At 48.1% G+C, this 18,692-nt stretch carries 9 protein-coding genes; 6 read left to right on the top strand and 3 right to left on the bottom strand.

The features are described 5' to 3' along the window. Positions 1-11 precede the first annotated feature (11 nt). Both X474_RS03705 and X474_RS03700 read right to left on the bottom strand, forming a co-directional pair. The gene (locus tag X474_RS03705) at positions 12-347 is read right to left on the bottom strand and encodes a hypothetical protein (protein ID WP_156360603.1); all 336 of its coding nucleotides are present in this window, start codon (positions 345-347) and stop codon (positions 12-14) included. A gap of 399 nt (positions 348-746) precedes the next feature. Continuing rightward, a complete protein-coding gene (locus X474_RS03700; protein ID WP_044346831.1) occupies positions 747-3,008 on the bottom strand; it encodes a heavy metal translocating P-type ATPase in 2,262 nt (753 codons plus the stop codon). 732 nt (positions 3,009-3,740) lie between these two features. On the opposite strand from X474_RS03700, the gene X474_RS03690 reads away from it, so the two are divergent. After that, a complete protein-coding gene (locus X474_RS03690) occupies positions 3,741-6,266 on the top strand; it encodes a cache domain-containing protein (protein WP_197281959.1) in 2,526 nt (841 codons plus the stop codon). Between the two features lie 30 nt (positions 6,267-6,296). Here the strand turns inward: X474_RS03690 and X474_RS03685 are convergent, their stop codons facing one another. Beyond that, positions 6,297-7,235 carry a YceI family protein gene (locus X474_RS03685; protein WP_044346829.1) on the bottom strand — a complete coding sequence of 313 codons (939 nt, stop codon included), beginning with the start codon at positions 7,233-7,235 and terminating at the stop codon, positions 6,297-6,299. A gap of 413 nt (positions 7,236-7,648) precedes the next feature. Here X474_RS03685 and X474_RS03680 point away from each other — a divergent pair, with 413 nt between their 5' ends. The 5 genes from X474_RS03680 (at position 7,649) to X474_RS03660 (ending at position 18,689) form a co-directional block, all read left to right on the top strand. After that, positions 7,649-12,382 (top strand): PAS domain S-box protein, encoded by a 4,734-nt coding sequence (locus X474_RS03680; RefSeq protein ID WP_197281958.1) that lies wholly within the window; start codon positions 7,649-7,651, stop codon positions 12,380-12,382. A gap of 14 nt (positions 12,383-12,396) precedes the next feature. Then, positions 12,397-12,924, top strand: a complete 528-nt coding sequence (locus tag X474_RS03675) for a V4R domain-containing protein (protein ID WP_044346827.1) — start codon at positions 12,397-12,399, stop codon at positions 12,922-12,924. Between the two features lie 50 nt (positions 12,925-12,974). Next, positions 12,975-15,719 carry a response regulator gene (locus tag X474_RS03670; protein WP_052514819.1) on the top strand — a complete coding sequence of 915 codons (2,745 nt, stop codon included), beginning with the start codon at positions 12,975-12,977 and terminating at the stop codon, positions 15,717-15,719. A 4-nt stretch (positions 15,720-15,723) separates the two neighbouring features. After that, entirely contained in the window at positions 15,724-16,848 is a 1,125-nt protein-coding gene (locus X474_RS03665) for a response regulator (protein ID WP_197281957.1), read from the top strand. Positions 16,849-17,108: 260 nt separating this feature from the next. Next, positions 17,109-18,689 (top strand): PASTA domain-containing protein, encoded by a 1,581-nt coding sequence (locus X474_RS03660; protein ID WP_156360602.1) that lies wholly within the window; start codon positions 17,109-17,111, stop codon positions 18,687-18,689. Positions 18,690-18,692: the final 3 nt, after the last annotated feature.

Genomic DNA, 18,692 nt, shown 5'->3' with positions numbered 1-18,692 from the left:
CCTCCTAATTTTTAATTGTCCAGGCCGATATCTTCGGCCAGTTGATTAATCAAAGAAGTTACGCGGTTCAAATCATTGCTATTGAACAGTTCGTCCAATAGTTTAAAATCAACTCTCTTGCGGTCGTATTCCAAAACCAATGAACGTGAAGCCATATTAAAACGGTGAGTGACAACCACCTTGGAAAGGCCGTTACCCTGGCTTTTCTTCTCCTGCCACCACTTACTGAAAACCTCAGCCTGAGGAGCCGCGATGATGGCAGGATCAAATTTAATGCGAATCCTGCCGGGAACATGATGCGCCACTTGCAGGTATCCCCTAAGCTCATACAAGAATGCGTAATTCAAAAGGCTATTCCCCTACTTTTGATTAAAATTTTAGGCCAATACATTCAGTATAAAGTCTTACCACCTAAAAAAAACAAAAAAACCTTTAAGATTTCTAAATAGCTTCAGCATGTTAGCCTTAAAAAAGCATACTATTTTCATATTCAATCAACTTTAGTACGATCAATACTGAGCAAATCAAGGGCCACTATTCAGATACATAGTTATTTACATTAAAACCAAAATTCAAGCAAAATGCCCGGCCATACAGAAAAAGTATAGCCGGGCACAAAAAATTAGGATTTACTTTTATAATGCTGAAAAAGCAACAAGTTATTCATAAATTGGTGAATTCACAATTATTTTATAGTTTTTAAAACAAATTTAAATAATATAAAACTTATCAAGAAAAAACCCTTCTTAAGCTGCTTCCTTTGCTTCTGTTTCCAGCATCATCATTTCTTTATCAGCCAGTACTCCCCCTGATTTTGCCTTGGGTGTTTCGTACCCCAAAAGCCTGGAGGAATTAGCCAGCACACCCAAGCTGTGCACTATATGCAAAAGTCCCGCAGCCATGGGGCTCAGCATACCCAAAGCGCCCAGCACGACCCCCACCAGGTTCGAGCCGGTGGCCAGCCAGAAATTCTGTTGCACTACCCGCATGGTGGCCCGACTTAAGCTATGCACGTAAACCACGCCCTTAAGATCGTCATTGACCAAGGCAATATCAGCCGCCTCAATGGCCACTTCCGCTCCGCCGGCCCCCATGGCCACGCCAACATCTGCCTGGGCCAGGGCCAAGGCGTCATTGATGCCGTCGCCGACCATCATCACCTTCAATCCCTGGGCTTTAAGGTCATCTACAATCCGGGCTTTTTGCTCCGGCATCACCGAATAGTAGCATTTTTCAAACCCCATCTCCCGGCAGAGGGCCAGGGCTGAACTCTTTGCGTCCCCGGTTACCATCATTCTGTGTTTAAGCCCGGATTCAGCCAGCTGGTCAAGCATCCAGAGAGCCTCGGGGCGTGAGGGATTGGCCAGGCCCAACACCCCCTGAAGCAGCCCGTCTTTGGCAACGTAAAGCACTGTCAAGCCAAGGCTTTCCATCTCCCGCGCATCAGCGGCCGACTTGCCCGGGCTGACCTGGTATTTCTCCATCAGCTTGGCGCTTCCCACCAGGATCAGGGAGCCGTCCAACTCCGCCCGCACCCCTTGGCCCAGGAAATATTCGCAGACCGCATGCCTGCCGGGCACAATGCCCATCTGCTCTGCCTTTTCAGTGACAGCCCTGGCCAGGGGATGCTGGTTGTGGGTCTCAGCGCTGGCAGCCAGGTAAAGCATTTCCTCAGCCGTGATCCCGGAAAGCGGAGAGACGGCTGCCACTATGGGGTGATTGGTGGTAATGGTGCCGGTCTTGTCAAAGCAAGCCGTATCCATGCGGCCTACTTCTTCCAGATAACGCCCGCCCTTGATCAGGATGTTACGCCTGGCTGCGGCATTCAGAGCGGCGCTTATAGCCGTGGAAGCAGACAGAACCGTTGCGCACGGGCAGGCCATTACCAGAAGCACGGTGAAGGCCCGCCAGAAACTGGCTGTAGCCAAAAGGGTCCCCACTGTGGCGAATCCGCCGATCTTTATGAGCTTTTTGGCCAGGTCATCGGCCACTCCCTGTATGGGGGCCTTATTTTCAAGGGAGTTTTCCACCATGTGCAGCACCCGGGCCAGATAGGTCTCATCCCCTACTTTTTCGGCCCGGACATAAATAACTCCGCTACGCACAAAGGTTCCGGCAAAAACCTCATCCCCCTTCTTTTTGGCGGCATATTCAGCACGGCCGTTTATGGGGGATTCATCCAGCATGGCCTCGCCGTCAATGATAAGTCCGTCAACAGCCACCTTTTCCCCAGTATGCAGGACCACAGTATCGCCAACCTGCACCTCCTCCACCGGGACCTGAACCTCCACCCCATCCACCAATAGATAGGTGCTGCGGCTGGTAACATCCAAAATCCGGGAAATGGCTTTGCGCGAACGTTCGGTTATCCACGCGGTGAGCAGGCCCGCTGCACTGTCCACCCAGAGGATCTCAAGGGCAGTCATGGCCTCGCCCATGACAACGGCCAGCACTATACTGCCGCCCAGGAAGCCATCCAGGCTCAATTTCCCGTTTTTCCTTTCCCGCCAGGCATGGAGGATCATGGGAATAGCCGCGGCCGCGGTAATCAGCCCCAAGGGACTGAGCAGGGTCTGGGCAACACCAAGCCCCAAAAGGTTGGTCCTGATAAAAACACCAATCCCCACTGCGGAGAGGCCCAAAAGCCGTCGGGCTGGTTTACGCAGGGGCCGCTCTTTAGAATTCTGCAAGCAACTACATGAATTTTTGGATATTTTCTTGCAAGGAGTATTTTTAGCGGTTGAAACCACCCTGAGGGTTCCAGTCAGGCTATAAAGATAATCAAGGATTGTTTGCGGATTTAACTGAGACTCATCATAGCTGATAACCAGGCTTCGACATCCCTGGTTTATCCGGACCAGAAAAACGCCCTTTAAATCACGAACAGAGCTGCCCGCCTTGTCAAGGCTCAGGTCGCATGCTTTTTGGCGAATCCTTATCCGAATCCGTCCGGCAACGGAATGCCTGACAGAGATCCATTGTTTTTGCTTAGTGATCTTAGTTTTCATTACTTATAATTCAATCAAGGACTCAGAGGCCTTAACTCAAAAAAGCCTATCAGTTCCTTATGGAAAAATTGTGTCCTGTTGTCTCGGACTATTTATAAAAGTGTAAATGGTTTGCTATCACAAACTTTTTAGTTCGTCTACTTTTTTTTTAGCTATTATTGAAAAGGGTATTTGGCCCTAACCCAGTCAACCCTAAAGCAGAAAGGGCATCCTCTGGCCTTGATCTACAGTATTTTTCCCAAGGTCAGACGCCTTTTTTACTTGGCAACCTGAATTTCCGGAATTCTGTATAAGCTGGTTGAACAACCTAAAGATCGCTTCCCCCCAGGCCACCAGACCACTTTATCCCTCATAAGAGCTTGTAAACAAAGGTGCGGTAAACTCACCCAAATGGTCCTGATAGCGCGCAATACCATAAATATAGATGCCAAAGGACTTCCGAGAGGGAAAAACCAACAAACAAACATCGGAATCCGGCCAGAACCCACCGGCCAGGGAATCCGCTTGCCGTTGGAAATTATCCCCGCTTCAGAGACAAGCCCCGCCTTTTCGGGGAAAGGCAAAAAAATTCCATGCTAACATTAAAAATAAACTCTAAAAATCAAAGAGAGCCATCTTAAAAGGTCAAAATTGATGAGTAAGAAAACCAATAGCCCAAAAGCCACAAGCCTCTTACGCCCTGCTATTTATAAAATTCTGATTTTAGGCATATTATTGGGGATCATCTTTCTTGTGGTATCGTTCTTTCTGGCCCACCGCTACATGGAGAGCACCAAAAACCAAAGGCTCAGCAACCTCAGCCAAATGGTCCATATGGCGCGCAATGCCATACAGCCGATCATAAAAGACTTCCACGAAAAAAAAATCAACAAGCAAACGGCCGTGAACCGGATAAGGGACATGGTCCGCAGAATGACCTATCACGACCATAGCGGCAAAAACTATATTTTCATGAGTTCCTACGACGGCACCATGCTGGTCCAGCCCTTTGAGCCGGAAAAGGAAATGACCAATATGTGGGACCTTTTAGACCATCATGGAAAATTTATCATTCAAGAACTGATCAAGGCCGCCAAAAGTCCGCAAGGCAAGGGTTTTGTACAATACCACTACCTGGCCCCCGCCTCGGGAAGGCCCCAGGAAAAATATTCATTTGTAATAGGCATCCCAGAGCTTGACTGCTATATCGGCACAGGCAAATACATGGACGATATCAGGGCGGCCCAGAGAAACTATATCTGGAGCGCCGTTGGCCTGACCACCCTGCTTCTGATTCTCCTTATGATCTTAGTGAAATACTCAATCAAGGAAGTCAAAAAAAACCTGGAAAAGCTAAGCCATGAAAACCAGGAGCACAAAAAAACCCATCAGGCCTTAAAGCAGAGTGAGGCCAGGTTCCGGCTCGCCTTTGACAATGCTGCCATTGGCAGGGCCATTGCACAGGTGGATGGACAATTCATAAGGGTTAACAAATACTTTGCCCAAATCATGGGAATGAAAGTCTCGGAACTGCGCCTGAAATCCTGGCAAGAGATAATTCATCCTGATCATTTAACGGAAAAGGATGCGTGTGATCAGGCGCTTTTGGAGAATAAAGAGACTGGTGTTCAGATGAAAGCCAGGCTGTTGTCTCTTGAGAATCTGAAGATATGGGCCAGGATCTCCTATGTGCTAATCCGGGACAAAGAAGACCACCCCATGTACTTTGTATGCGATATTCAGGACATAAGCGCTCAGATCGCCTACGAGGATATGCTTAAGAAATACGAAAGGATCGTAGACACATCCATAGATCAGATGTCCTTGGTCAACAGAGACTATGTGTACGAAGCGGTGAATGAAGCCTATGTAAAAAACCATGACCTAAAAAGAGAAGATATAGTGGGTCATTCCGTGGCTGAAATCAACTCTCAAATAGCCTTTGAAAAAACCATCAAATCCCACCTTGACGCCGCCCTTGAGGGAAGAATTATCCAATATCAAAGTGAGTTCAAATACCGCGGCCTGGGTCAACGCTACATGGATGTTTGGTATTTTCCCTACAAGAACGCCAAAAATGAAGTCTCCGCAGTGGTTGTGCACGTAAAAGACATCACAGAAACCAAAATTATGGAAGACAAACTGCTACAGGCCCAAAAAATGGAGGCCATAGGCACCCTCGCCGGAGGAATTGCCCACGATTTCAATAATATTTTAAGCGCAATAATGGGACACGCAGAGTTGGCCCAGATGAGCCTTGAGGGGGAAACAAAGATCTCGGCCAATCTTTCCCAGATTATAGTGGCTGCGGAAAGGGCCAAAGAGCTGGTAAAACAAATCCTCACCTTCAGCCGTAAATCGGAAACCGACTTAAGGCTCATTGATTTAAACCAGCAGCTTTTGGAAAGTATTAATCTACTTAAACGAACCATCCCAAAAATGGTTGAGATTGAGATCAAGCTGGGGCAGGAACTGGAACCGGTTATGGCGGATGCGACCCAGCTGAACCAGGTAATCATGAACCTGGCCAGCAATGCCAGTGACGCCATGCCCGAAGGAGGCAAACTTACATTCGCCACCACTTCAATGGATCTGGATCAGGATTTTTGTGAAACACATTTGGAAATAAAACCAGGCAGGTACCTTATACTCACCGTTACCGACACCGGTTCCGGCATAGACAAAAAAACCCAGGATAAAATTTTTGACCCCTTTTTCACCACCAAGGAAATCGGCAAGGGAACCGGCCTGGGCCTCTCCACTGTATATGGGATCATTAAAGAACATGGCGGACAGATAACCTGTTACAGCGAACTCGGTCAGGGAACAAGTTTCCGGGTTTATCTGCCGGTCCATGAGACAGCCATGCGCCTTAACCTGCCGGTCCTGACTATTCAGGAGGTTGCAGGGGGCGATGAATCCATTCTTCTGGTGGATGATGAAGCTGCCATCCGCAAATCCAGCGCCCTTATTCTGGAGAATAAGGGATACACAGTCCAAACCGCCGCCAATGGAGAAGAGGCCCTGAATGTTTTCCAGGGACATCCATCCCGGTTTGATCTGGTCATCCTGGACCTGGGCATGCCGGGCATGGGCGGGAAAAAATGCCTGAAACAACTTCTGGCCCTTGATCCGTCCCTAAAAATTCTGATTGCCAGCGGTTATTCGGCTGACGGCAGGATTCAAGACACACTGAACCAGGGAGCCTCGGCCTTTATCGCAAAACCATTTCGCGGAAACGAACTGCTGAAGGCGGTAAGACGCCTGCTGGACCGCTGAAAAGTCAATCCGGCAAGTCGTTTCAAACATTTAAATCGCCGAATCTTGCCTGGGGCCGGTCACTATCCGCAACTCCAGGCTGATCAGGTCATAGACCAGATGCATGCCCAGGAACTCAAAAAACCTGGCGGAACCATAAATTATGCCCCAATTTGTGCGATCAAGATCAAAGTGAGCTTCGGCCAAAAGGCAACCCTTTTTAGTCAGGTTAACCGTGGACAAAAAATCAAGACTCGCGGTCTTGCCCCTTAGAAGCAAGTCCCCTGCAATCTTATAGTTGGGAGAGCCGCGAAAAGGTTTCTCCAAAAGATGGGAATCGGTAATTCTGAAACGGGCATGGGGGAAAAGCCTGGTAAAGAAAAAGTCATCTGATTTCAAATGATCAATCAAAACAGGATGGAATTTATCACCTTTCAAATTCTCATTGCTTATGCTTTCCATATCCAAGGTGAAGACTCCGTTTATGGAGCTGTTTTTAACTTGAAGGGTGGCATCCGATAATTGCACATGCCCAAAATGGGTGGTGGTGGCATTGCGGCCAATCCATTTCAGGGTGCTTCGAGTTATGTCCACCGGGTAATTACCGTCTTTAATACATAAATAAACGCCCGTATCCGACTTTTCGGATACAGCCTCTCCCTCAAGGGCAAACCCCGCCTCAGACCAGGCCTTAAGGCCTCCTTCCAAGACAAGAACCTGACCATAACCGGCGCTTAGCAATTTTTCCTCGGCCACCAAAGCATCCATGGAACTTTCACTGGAACCGTAAACAACCACTGTTTCAGTTTTGTCCGAAACGGCCTGCTCCATGGTTTCCAGGAAGTCCACCTTAAAAACACAGGCATTTACAGCCCCCGGCAGATGAGCCCTTCGGAAATGACTCTTGGTCAAGACGTCCACCAGGACCAGGTTTTCGGATCTGCCAAGCCACTCATGAAGATCCTCTGCCAAAAGCCTGTCATGCCCCATAGTTAAGCTCCTTTGTGGAGTTTTCACTTTGTCGCCGCACTTGATTATTCAGCCATCATGCAAGTCAGACAGCCGACTGAAGGTTTCAATCTTTCTTTCCCCACTTTTAACTTCCCCAACCCACCTTTTGTTTGATAGATCATCACCGAGCGCAACACATATCCTTACCGGATTGAACTGTACGATTGACCCTATAATACCTATAGGATAATCTGATAATTAGCCTCAGACAAAATCTATATGAAGCCGACTTGAAAAACCCGATACCCAAAGGCTAAGGCCCAATTTCGTCCTACAGTCATAAGGTCATTCTAATGCATCTTAAATCACAAAGAAAAAGACCAACGATTGCCACAAAACCAAGAAAACACAAAGCAGCCCAGAGATGCCTGCTCAAAAGGCCTGTTAAACTTTTGCCGGTTCAAATCCTTCTGATCATTTTGCTTTGCCTGGTTCTTAATTCCGCCATGGCAAGCACCTCACCCGTACGTTTCCTATCCTCGGTTCAGCTCAAAAAAAACATTTCCTTTACCTTGCTTATCCCGCGAGAAGATCCTTTTTGGCAAAAAAATACCGAGTTTGCCAAAATAATGGCCAAGAGCCTGGATATCAGGCTTAAAGTCAAGGCCTTTCAAGACGACCCCCAAAAGCTCTTCAACCTGACGGAGGAGGCCTGCCGTGAAGGCACTGACGGAATAATTTTTCAGTCATTTGAAAACACGGGCGAAAAACTGCTTGAAGTTACAGAAAAATACAAGGTCCCTTCTTTTCTGATCAATACTCCACTTTTAAAAGCGGATTTCTTGCCTCGCAGTAAATACAGATACTGGTTGGGGCAGATGATCCCGGATGACTTGAAGGCCGGGACCACCTTGATTCAGCAACTTATGGACCAGGCCCGGAAAGGGAGAGTGCACTCCCACCATATTTTAGCCATAACCGGCGATCCCAATCAGGAGGCGTCAATAAACCGCCAAAAAGGTTTGGAAAAATACTTGAAATACGCCCGTGACGTAAAAAGCCTGACCATTGTCCATGCAGACTGGGACCCCAAAAAAGCAGTCGCCAAATTCAAGGAACAAATCAAACAAAACCCGCAAATCAATATAATTTGGTGCGCCAACGACAACATGGCCCTGGCTGTGGCGGAAGCTGCGGAAAAGGAGATGCCTGGAAAACAATTTTACATAGGAGGAATAGACTGGGAGGCGAGAGCCATCAAGGCCATAGGAGAAAAAAAACTTGCGGTCAGTGTGGGCGGTCATTTTGCCGAAGCAGCCTGGGCAATCCTTTTGCTCTACGATTACTTAAACGGAATGGATTTCGCTACGGAACAAATAAATTTTCACAGCCCCATGATAGCCATTAACCAAAATAATTACCTTTTATTCACAGACTTGATGAGCCTGAAGCCGGATGAAATGGACTTTCGACCCCTTTCCAAAATCCATAATTCCAAAAGAACCGGGTATGAATTTAATTTGCAAAAGTTGGCTACCAACCTGGAAGACTTCACTCAGGCAGCGGCCAAAAATTTCAGCCTCACCCCCCGGGAGAAGAACTTTTTAAAAGCCCACCCCCAAATAAGCCTGGGTGTGATGGATGCCTGGCCCCCCATGAACTTTATGGATAAAGAAGGCAGCCCCAGTGGTATAGGAGCGGATTATATAAAAGCCCTGAATAAACTTTTAGGTGGTGTTTTGAAAATAACACCCGCTCCTTTTGCCCAAAACTTAAGCCAGGTGAAAGATAAAAAACTTGACGCCCTGATGGATGTTACACCCAAACCGGAAAGGGAAGAATTCCTTAACTTCACCAGACCCTACCTTACCATTCCCCATGTCATTGTGGCCAAAAGAGACGGCCCTTATTACGCCGCTGAAGAAGATCTGGCCAATAAAACACTGGCCCTGGAAAAGGGCTTTTACTCGGTAAAGTATTTCCGGGATAAAGATCCGACCCTAACTATCAAGGAATACCCGAACACCGCCCTGGCACTTGACGCAGTGGCCCGGGGTAGCGCAGACGCTTATGCGGGAAACCGGGCGGTCGCCACCTGGATCATGGACAACGAAATAATGCAAAACCTCATGGTCCAGGGCAGGATCAAAAGGCCCGGTTCAGTCCTGGCCATAGGAGTGCGCAAAGACTGGCCCGAGTTGGCGACTATTCTCGACAAGGCCCTGGCAGCCCTGCCTGTGGACCAGATAAGGGAGGTTCAAAGACGCTGGACAGGACAAGAAGGCAAACAATGGGAAAGCCTCAGTTCACAGCTTTCCCAATCGGAAACGGTTTTCTTAAAAAAGCATCCTGATCTGCGTCTTGGGGTCACTTCCGCCTGGGCTCCTTACAGCTATCTGGATCAGGAACAAAAACACGCCGGTGTGGCCTCGGATTATCTGAGAATCATAGCAAAAAAGTTAGGAATAACCCTGACCCCGATCACGGGGTTAAGCAATGAGCAGACCCTGAAGCAAATCAAAAAAGGGGAGATTGACATAATCCCCACCATTATGCCAGGCCCTGATCATGCCGAGTTTCTTGACTTTACAAAACCCTATCTCCGGTTGCCTCTCTTGGTTATAACCCGTAAAGACGCCCCCTATATCTCCAGTCTTTCAGGGCTCAAGAAAAAAGACATCGCCATGATCAGGGGACACACACCCCAAAAGCGGCTGGCTGAAGACCTTCCCGGCCTCAATTACCTTTGGTTTGACAACCTGGAAGAGGCTTTCAGGGCTGTCTCCGAAGGAAGGACATTTGCCATAGTAGAAACCTTAGACGCCCTGAATTTCGCCAAAAACATCCTTGAAATAGAAAACTTAAAAATCGCGACACCTACAGACTATTCCATTGAAATAGCCATGGGGGTGCGTAAAAACCTGCCTCTTTTGGCCACCATCCTGGACAAAGGGCTAAGCCAGTTTACTGACAGGGAAAAATCCATCATTAAGGAGAAGTGGGGCAACATAAGGGTGCAGAAACGCACCGATTGGCAAATGGTTGTAATTGCAGTCGTCCTTACGGGGATGGGTGTGGGAATTGTCTTGCTGGTCTTTTTCTGGTGGAACCGCAAGCTGGCCGGAGAGGTGGCCCAGCGAAAGGCCGCAGAAGAGCGCTTTAAGACCATGGCAGCCAACGTGCCCGGGGCCATATTTCAAACCAAAATCATGCAAAACTGTGAGCTGGAACATCTCTATCTGAGCCAGAAGACTAAGGATTTCTTTGGGTTTGATGCAGAGGAGGTACTCCAAAAAAAATTACTTCTGAAATTCCATCCGGAAGATCAAAAGCGGATCAAAAGAGAGTTTCAGTATGCCTTAACCCATAAAAATATTATCAATATTGTAGGCCGGATTGTTCTGCCTGACGGCACAGAAAAATGGATCCGATTATCTGCCTCACCGAGTTACTCGGAACAACATGGGCTGATCTATAACGGCTTTATTCTGGATATAAGCAAACGCAAAAATGCGGAGCACGAATACCTGGCCAGCGAGCGCAAAATCAACGCCATGAGTCGAGCGGTGGAAGACGCCCTTATAATGATAGATGACCATGGCAAGGTGCTTTTCTGGAACCCGGCTGCGGAAAACCTTTTTGGCTACACTCAGGAAGAAGCCATGGGGCTTAATGTACATAGCCTCACTGCGCCGCCCCATTATAAGGAACAAATTCAAGCCGGTTTTAAAAGATTCGCCATGACAGGAGAAGGAAATGTTCTGGGGAAAACAGTTGAAATAGAGGCCAGCAATCGAAAAGGGATCCTTTTCCCAGTGGAGGTGACCCTCTCCTCTTTTCAATTTGATGACAGATGGTATGCGGTAGGCACGGTCCGGGATATCTCGGAAAGGAAACAAGCCGAAAAAGAACTAAAACAATCCAGGGAAGATTTCCGCATTATCGCCGATTACACCTACAACTGGGAGGCCTGGCACGACAGAGAAGGCAGGCTCTTATGGATGAATCCGGCGGTTAAAAGGGTCACAGGCTACACCAAAGAAGAATGCCTGCAAATGCCGGACTTCCCCAAACCCATTATCCATCCCAGTGATTTTAAACTCTGGGGAAAATGCCTTATGCAGGCCCAGGAGCAAAATCAGGGAAGCGATAAGATCTTTCGTATTATCACTAAAGAGGGTGAAGAGCGTTGGGCTTCCTTGTCCTGGAACCCGGTCTTTGACCAGGAAAAACATTTCACCGGTTTCCGGACCAGCGTAGAAGACATAACCTATCGCAAACTGGCCGAGGACCAGTTGAAATTTACTCAATACACCGTGGATATGGCAGTCCAAAGTATATTCTGGGTGGACCCCATCTCAGGAAAAATTGTCTATGTAAACGACGCCGCCTCCATATCGCTCGGGTACAGTAAAAAGAAGCTCCTGGAATTAAAAATCAGTCAAATTGATCCTTCTTACGAGGGAGAAAACTTTGCTCAGCTTGTTTCTTCCTTACGGAGAAAAAAAGTCTTGAACATCCAAAGCAAGCATCTGGCTAAAAACGGAAGCACCTTGGATGTGGAACTCTCCCTCTGCCTTTTAACCCACAACCAAAGGCAAGTGATTATTGTATTTGCCAAGGATGTAACTGAGCAAAAAGAAGCGGAAAGAATGCTCAAAGAGAGCCAAGGCCGACTGGACATGGCTCTCACCGCCTCCAACACAGGCCTTTGGGACTGGTACCCCGAAAAAGACATTCACTACCATAGCGATCAGTATTTCATGCAATTGGGATACAACCGCGGGGATTTCCAGGGAGTCCAAAACCCTTTATTGGAAATGATGCATCCGGAAGACATTATCCGTTTTGAAAAAGGCATGGAGATTTACACCTCCGGCCAATCAAATAATTACAACCAGGAATTCCGTTTAAGGGCCAAAGACGGCTCTTACCGCTGGATACTTTCCCGCGGCAGGGTCATGCAAAGAGACCCCCAAGGAAAGATTCTGAGAATTCTGGGGGTGCACCTGGATATTACCAAACGTAAAAAAGCCGAACAGGAGCTAAAGGAAAATCTGGAAGAGCTTGAACGCTTCAGCAGGTTGGTGGTCGGCAGAGAAGAAAAAATGATAAACCTCAAACAGGAAATAAACAGCCTGCTGAACAACCTGGATCAGGAGCCCAAATATAAAATCGTAAATTAAACAGAGGATAAAAAATGTTTAAGGAAGAACGAAATAGCGCCCAGTTTAATTGGTCCATGATCGGTGATATTGAAAAGGGCAGGCCCAATCTGGGCAATAACATGGAGGTGGCTGTATATCGCCTGATGCAGTTCACTATGCGGGATATAATGATCAAGAACCTGGGGGTGGAGGCGGCTGAAAAAATAATCTATGAAGCGGGGGAGCTCGCGGGTAAGGAATTCTGCCTGAAGTTCGTTACCAAGGGCAACGATTTGAGTGACTTCTTGCGGGAAGTTCAAGAAATTATGGAAAAACTCAATATCGGAATCGTCCGCATCGAACACTATGACCCCCAAAAACAGATGATCACCCTTACCGTGGCCGAGGACCTGGACTGTTCGGGTTTGCCGCCCTGTGGCGAAACCATCTGCACTTATGACGAAGGTTTTCTAAGCGGCCTGGTCAGTCAGCACACGGGAATCAGTTTCATAGCCAGGGAAACGGACTGTTGGTGCAACGGAGACAGGGTTTGCCGCTTTGAAGTAAAACCGGCACTATAAAAATAAGCGCCTTTTTCAATTCAATCCTCTTTGAGCCGAGGCAATAGTGCATGGCGGATTTTAAGGCCCAGGACATAGATAAAATTTCAGAGCTTTTCTATCGTCTGCTACATGGCGAGACGCCGAAGCCCATATCACTGCCTTCTGATTATCCTGAGAATGAAATCAAGCAGGCGGTGGGCTATATAAACAGCTTCTTGGATCAATACCTCGCATCTGCGGAATTGGTTCGCAAATTATCTTTGGGCAAGGTATTTTCAGCGCCTCCCCAGAGCAATTTAAGCCTTGCAGCCGCAGCCAAAAACTTACAGGCTTCCTTGCGCAATCTCACCTGGATTACCCAACAGGTGGAAGGAGGCAATTTCAGCCACAAAGTATCTTTCATGGGCGAATTCGCCGAGGCCTTCAACAGCATGACCCATCAGCTGAAGACATCTTTTAGGGAGAGAAACGAGGCTGCGGAGTCCATGCAACAGCAGATCAACGAACTGGCCCGGGCCAGGAGGGCCATGCTGAACATGATGGAAGACTTAGACGAGGAAAAGGCCAAGGCCGAGAAAGCCACCCAGGCCAAAAGTGACTTTCTGGCCAACATGAGCCATGAGATAAGAACCCCCATGAACGCCATTCTAGGCCTGAGCCATCTGGCCCTGAGGACAGACCTTACCGAAAAGCAACGTGACTATCTGGAAAAGCTCCAGCAAAGCGCCCAGGCCCTTTTGGGGATTATAAACGATATACTGGATTTTTCTAAAATAGAAGCGGGCAAGCTGGATATGGAGACTATTTCATTTTCCCTGGACCAGGTTCTGGCCAACCTCTCCAACCTGGTCACCTTAAAAGCCCAGGAAAAAGGTATTGAGCTACTCTTTGATATTGACCCTGAGTTACCCCGCTCCCTGAAAGGAGACCCCCTGCGCCTGGGGCAGATCATGGTCAACCTGGCCAACAATGCGGTTAAATTCACCGACAAAGGGGAGATAGTTCTTTCGGCCCGTTTACTGGAGCAAAAGGACAACCAGGTAAAGGCCCGATTTAGTGTTCGCGACACCGGCATAGGCATGACTCAGCAGCAGATAGATAGACTGTTTCAGGCATTTTCCCAGGCAGACACCTCCACCACTAGAAAATACGGCGGCACAGGCCTGGGCCTGACTATCAGCAAGCGCCTGGTGGAGATGATGAATGGCGAGATATGGGTGGAGAGCGCTCTTGGAAAAGGCAGTGAGTTCATATTCACCGCCATATTCGGCCTGGATAAGATGAAAAAGCCTGAAAGACTTACCCCAGACCCGGATCTGCGAGGACTTGAAATTCTGGTGGTGGATGATAATGCAACCAGTCTGCAGATTCTCACAACCATGCTTAAATCAATGTCGTTTAATCCATCGACCGCTTCAGATGGTAGACAGGCGGTTGAAATGGTGCAAAAGGCTGCCTCCCAAAAGCCCTTTGAACTGATCCTGATGGACTGGCATATGCCTGAGATGGACGGCCTCAAGGCCTCCAGAATAATTCTGGAAGACAAGAATCTGCCCAAAATCCCGGCCATAATAATGGTAACCGCCTATGGCAGGGAAGAGGTAATCAAGCATGCGGAAAAAATAGGCATCAGCGGTTTTCTTTTAAAACCGGTTGGTCCTTCCCTGCTCCTTGACACCATAATGACCGTTTTCGGAAAGCAGTCCCAGATTATAGAAAAAACAACAACCTTTGAAAAAGAAAAGGGAGGGGCCTACACCGAACTCACCGGGGCCAGGGTGCTTTTGGTTGAAGACAATGAGATCAACCAACAGGTGGCCCAGGAGATACTCGAGAATGCCGGTCTCTCCGTAGAATTGGCCGAAAACGGAAAAGTGGCCCTAAAGAAGCTGGAAAAACAAGAATTCGAAGCGGTTCTAATGGATGTTCAGATGCCTGTCATGGATGGTTATACCGCGACCAAGGCATTGCGTAAAATTAGGCGTTTTCAAAACCTGCCTATTATTGCCATGACCGCCAATGCCATGGCCGGTGACAAGGAAACCGCCATTTTAGCTGGGATGAACGACCATGTAGCCAAGCCCATAGACCCGGATCAGCTATTCAGCTCTTTGAGAAAATGGATCAAACCCGCGAAACAGGCACCCCTCTCCCCTTCCCCTTCATCTTCCCCCAAAAGCGCAAAACTTGAAACGGAAATTGAGTTGCCCTCTCATATACCAGGCCTGGACATCAAGGCAGGGTTGACCCGGCTGGGAGGTAATAAAAAACTTTACTGGAACCTGCTGATCAAGCTCGGAAGCGAATATGAGGGCATGGCAGATGATATCAACCGGGCCTGGGAAAAAGGAGAAAAGGCGGAAGCCGAACGCATGGCCCATAGCGTCAAGGGGGTGGCCGGTAATGTGGGAGCCATGGACCTGGCCCAAAAGGCCGCCGACCTGGAAACCTGTATGAAGCAGGAAGATAAAGAAAACCTGCCCGGACTGCTGGAGGCTTTTTCCTTCTCTTTAAGCCAGTTGATTTCCGCCCTGAAACAGATTCAGCCCGCTTCTTCTGAAGAGCCCCGGGCCGATGATTCAGGAACAGAGGCAACGCCCCAGGAGTTGGCAGAGGCCGTAAACACCATCCTGCCCCATCTTAAAGCCAAAAAGCCCAAGCCGGCCAAAGAAGCCCTTGAAAAAGCCGAAGGCCTAAACTGGCCATTTGAACCAAGGGAGGATTTTATACAGCTCGGCAAACTTATCAAAAAATATAAATTCAAGGATGCCGCTCTCGCGGCTGAAATTCTAATAGAAAAGTTAAAAGGATGACACCATGACTATCAAGGAGCTAAGCGAATGTAAAGTCCTGGTGGTGGATGACACCGAGGCCAACCTGGACATCCTGGTGGACGCCCTGGGTGATTTGTATGACCTTTCAGTTGTCATGGACGGAGAAACAGCCCTGGAAGCGGTGGCCGAAGAGCCACCTGATATTGTCCTGCTTGATATTATGATGCCCGGTATGGACGGTTACGAGGTTTGCACCACTTTAAAAGAAAACCCACAGTTCAAAAAAATCCCCATAATCTTCCTAACTGCCCTTACAGAAATAGAGAATAAAACCAAGGGTTTTCAGTTGGGCGCAGTGGACTACATAACCAAGCCCTTTGAGGTGCTGGAGGTGCAGGCCAGGGTCAAAACCCACCTGTCACTGGTTCTGGCCAGCCAGGAGCTGGAACAGCAGAACCAGATACTGGAGCAAAAGGTTCTGGAACGCACCATGGAGCTGGCCCAGACTCAAGATGTGACGATTCACAGCCTGGCCACCCTGGCTGAGACCAGGGACAATGAAACCGGCGGTCATATCCTGCGCACCCAGCGCTATGTCAAAGTTTTGAGTGAGCATCTAGCCCAAAATGAAGCATATAAAGACCAACTGGACAAGACCACGATCGATCTATTATTTAAATCCGCCCCTCTGCACGACATAGGCAAGGTGGGGGTGCCGGATGCAATTTTACTGAAGCCGGGGAAACTGACAGACCAGGAATTCGATATCATGAAAACTCACGCCCGGCTGGGTTATGATGCCCTGCTCAAGGCCGAAGAGGCCTTTCACATGAAGGAAAAGCCCTCTTTTCTGCGACACGCCCGGGATATTGCCCTTACTCATCACGAAAAGTGGAACGGGCGAGGCTACCCTCAAGGTTTGTCGGAAGAAAAGATTCCCCTTTCCGGAAGATTAATGGCTGTGGCAGATGTTTATGACGCCCTGATTTCCAAAAGGGTCTATAAACCGGCACTTCCACATGACAAGGCTGTGGAGATAATTGCCGAGGGTAAAGGCGAGCACTTTGATCCTCTAGTGGTGGAAGCCTTTTTAGAGCTTAGGGATGAATTTAATAGAATAAAAGAACAATTCGCTGATCAGCATTATGAAAGCACGAAAACAGACTAAGGCGGCTGACCGAGAAAGGCATTTCCAAAGACCGGCTTCCAAAATGCTGGAGATCCATCAAAGCAATAAGCTATCTGCAATTAAAATTCAGGGCATTGAATCTACATAACTCTTTTGTGTTATCATCAAATTATATTGAAAAACACCTCTATTGCCCCGGCCCTGCCCGCTTACCGCTGACCAAGCACTTGCCCCAAAGCAGCATCTGCCGCAACAAAAATCAACCCCTTGGCGCCAAAACAAAAACAGGGATCAGTGCCATGAACAATCGGCTGGTCAGGTATTTGTGCTTTGTAGTTGGATTGTTTTTTTTATTATGCCTGAACCAGGGAGAGGCCTGGGCAGGTCAATGGCGGTATATCGGTTCAGCCAAACCCGGGCATATGTATTTGGCCGACAGTGCCCCGAAACTTTTAAAAGTGCTTCCCACAGGCAAAATCTATTTCAGATCCAAAGATAAAAAATATTGCCAGAAATTTTTTATTCTTTACCAGAGAGCAGGTCGGGATCAAGGAGACCGGACCTATCCGGTTATAAAGGCCCGGCGTTGGGAAGATGTCATTGACTGGATAGACAAAAACAAACTTTACAAAAATTTCCCTCTTTATGAACTGTTCCATTTCTGGAATAAGCACATGCCCGACACAACCACCTGGAAACGCCGTTTCCCTACTTTAAAAGCCATAATTACTTATAAAATCGCCTGCGAAACCGGCACTCCCGGCCTGGCCAACATGCGCGTAAATCATTACCCTCCGGTAAAAAGAACCGTGTATGAGAAGCAATGGGTATGGCACTCGAAATGGTGGATTACAGGCGAATACAAAAAGGTGCCCGTAAAAAAATGGATCAGCCCCCCTGCATCACGCAAGGCCCTGGGCAAGACCCAAATAAAAGAAGAAATTGTTTATGCCCTGCCGCCTGGCAGGCATCAGCTGGAAATAAGGTCCAAGGTGGATATAGATCCCAACCACCCGCTGGTCAAGTTCAAGCAAATCTATAATTGGAAAAAATACGCAAAACACCCCATTGAAATAATTGCTGATAAAATCGCGGGCTATATAAGCATCAAAAGCATATTTAAAAAGGCCGCAACCTCTCATGCGCAAAATACGGTGAGTGTCTATCAGCTGGATATCCCCGCCATCATGCCGAACTTAAGGGGCATGCACAAAACAAAGGCCTATTACAAGTTACAAAGTTGGTCTTTGAAACCACGCTTTAAAATATTTTACACCGGCAACAAAAGACTGAATGATCAGGTGAAATCCCAAAAGCCTGCGGCAGGCACACTGCTCAAGGCGGGCGCGGCTGTTGATTTCATTTACTATGTGCATAACCCCAAAAGCAAAAACCAGGTGCGGAAGACAGGCAACCAGCAAAAGCCCCCAAAAGTAAACCGTGAAGAAATCAGGGCCAAGGTAAAGGCCCTCAAAGATAAATGCTATAAGGATTGCCAGAAAATATGGCAGGCGTGCCGGGATAAAAACTGCGCTCCCCCGGGATACTCGGGCTGTTCCTCAGACTGCGGCGGCTGCCCTGGCGACCCTTGCGGATGGGTTTTGAATACAGACTGGTTTACCATAGACCCCTCTTACGGAGCCTGTGCCAAAGGCATTGTTTCCTTTGCCCAAGGCAAGGGAAAAAGCTGTTCAAACAAATTCCTGGCCGATAAAAAACCGGGTCGTATTATTCGCTACAGATCCTGCATGCAAAAGGCCTTTAAGGCTTGGGTTGCCCGCTGGGATAAAAACTGCCGCGAGCCCGCCTGCAAAAAAAAATGCATACAGGCAGGGAAAAAATTCAAGGCCCTGGTGCAGGGTTCCTGCATCTGCCAATAGGGT

The sequence above is a fragment of the Dethiosulfatarculus sandiegensis genome (genome assembly GCF_000931935.2).
Taxonomy (GTDB): Bacteria; Desulfobacterota; Desulfarculia; order Desulfarculales; family Desulfarculaceae; genus Dethiosulfatarculus; species Dethiosulfatarculus sandiegensis.
Note: the sequence above shows the minus strand (reverse complement) of the source record. Positions and strands in the feature narration are given on the sequence as shown.